2 protein-coding genes are annotated in these 1,355 nt (G+C 72.4%); one reads left to right on the forward strand and one right to left on the reverse strand.

The features are described from left to right. On the reverse strand, positions 1-533 hold a 533-nt coding region (locus FOE67_RS25795), incomplete at its 3' end, for a winged helix-turn-helix transcriptional regulator (protein WP_182667233.1). Between the two features lie 279 nt (positions 534-812). Between FOE67_RS25795 and FOE67_RS25800 the strand changes: the two genes are divergently transcribed. Then, on the forward strand, positions 813-1,247 hold the full coding sequence (locus FOE67_RS25800; protein ID WP_182667234.1) for a VOC family protein: 435 nt from the start codon (positions 813-815) through the stop codon (positions 1,245-1,247). Positions 1,248-1,355 lie beyond the last annotated feature (108 nt).

Raw genomic sequence — 1,355 nt, forward strand, 5'->3', positions numbered from 1 at the left:
TATAAGAGACAGCGGGTGGGGTCCAGCGGCCGCACGTCCAGCCGGCCGTCCGCGACCCGGGCGAGGAAGGGACGCCCGTCGGGGCGCAGCAGCACCTCCGTCCGCACGCCGGCCGCGCGGACGGGGTCGAAGTTGGTGCGCAACGAGAGCACGAGGGAGTTGACGCTCAGGTGGGCGTCCCGGCGGTGGGCCGGGGAGCGGGCGCCCCAGCGGCCGAACGCCATGATGACCGGCTCCAACTCCGCTCCCCACTCGGTTGGTTCGTAGACCCGGGAGGCGGCGGGCGGCGGCAGTTCGCGGCGCCGCACCACCCCTCCGCGCTCCAGCTCGGCCAGCCGGTGGGACAGGACGGTGGTGCTGATGCCGGGGAGGTCGGCGAGCAGGTCGCTGTACCGCTTGGGTCCGAGCAGCAGCTCGCGGACGACCAGCAGGGCCCAGCGCTCGCCGACCAGGTCGAGGGCGTGCGCGGCCCCGCAGGCGTCGTCGTAGCTGCGCTTGGTCACCGCGTTCGGGATGCTCCACTTGCCGCCCATGGTGTGTCGTGCCGTCCGTTCCGCGCGCCGCCGCGCCCCATGCCGGTCGTTTCCGCCGGTCGGGGAGGTCTCCCCGCCTTCGATGCTACCGGGGTGGCGATCGCTTCGATGCGGGAGCCGTCGTCGTCGATCCGCATGTGTCAGTGTCCGCTGTTAGTTTGCAAGTACGTCCTCCCCGGATGTCTCCCACGGGGGTGTCCGGGCAGGTCGGGCGTGGTTTCACGCGTCCGGGCGACGGCGCCCGGCGAGCCGCGCCGCACGGGCCGAGGAGGCACCGTCATGCGCATGATCTTCGTGAACCTCCCGGTGAAGGACCTCTCCCGCTCCCGGGAGTTCTTCACCGCGCTGGGCTTCTCCTTCAACGAGGACTTCTCCGACGACCACGCCGCCTACGTCGTGGTCGAGGAGAACATCGGCGTCATGCTCCTCACCGAGGAGCGCTTCAAGGACTTCGTCAACGGCCCCCTGGCCGACCCCGACGCGGGAACCGGGGTGCTGGTGGCCCTCTCCGCCGAGAGCCGGAGGGAGGTCGACGACCTGCTCGCCCGCGCGCTGGCGGCGGGTGCCGAGCCGTGGAAGCCGGTGATGGACGAGGGCCCCATGTACGGGGCGAGCTTCCGGGACCCCGACGGCCACGTCTGGGAGGTGATGCACATGGACATGGAGGCCGTGGCCGGTGCCATGGCCTCCGGCGGCGGGTCGGGCGGGGCCTGAGCGGAGTCCACCCGATCGCGTCCACGGGAAGCGCAGGAGACACCCATGGTTCCCCCGGTCATCCCGATCCCGGTCGGTGCCGCCCCCGGGGCGGCACCGACCCCACCC

It is taken from the genome of Streptomyces calidiresistens, from assembly GCF_014141525.1.
GTDB lineage: Bacteria > Actinomycetota > Actinomycetes > Streptomycetales > Streptomycetaceae > Streptomyces > Streptomyces calidiresistens.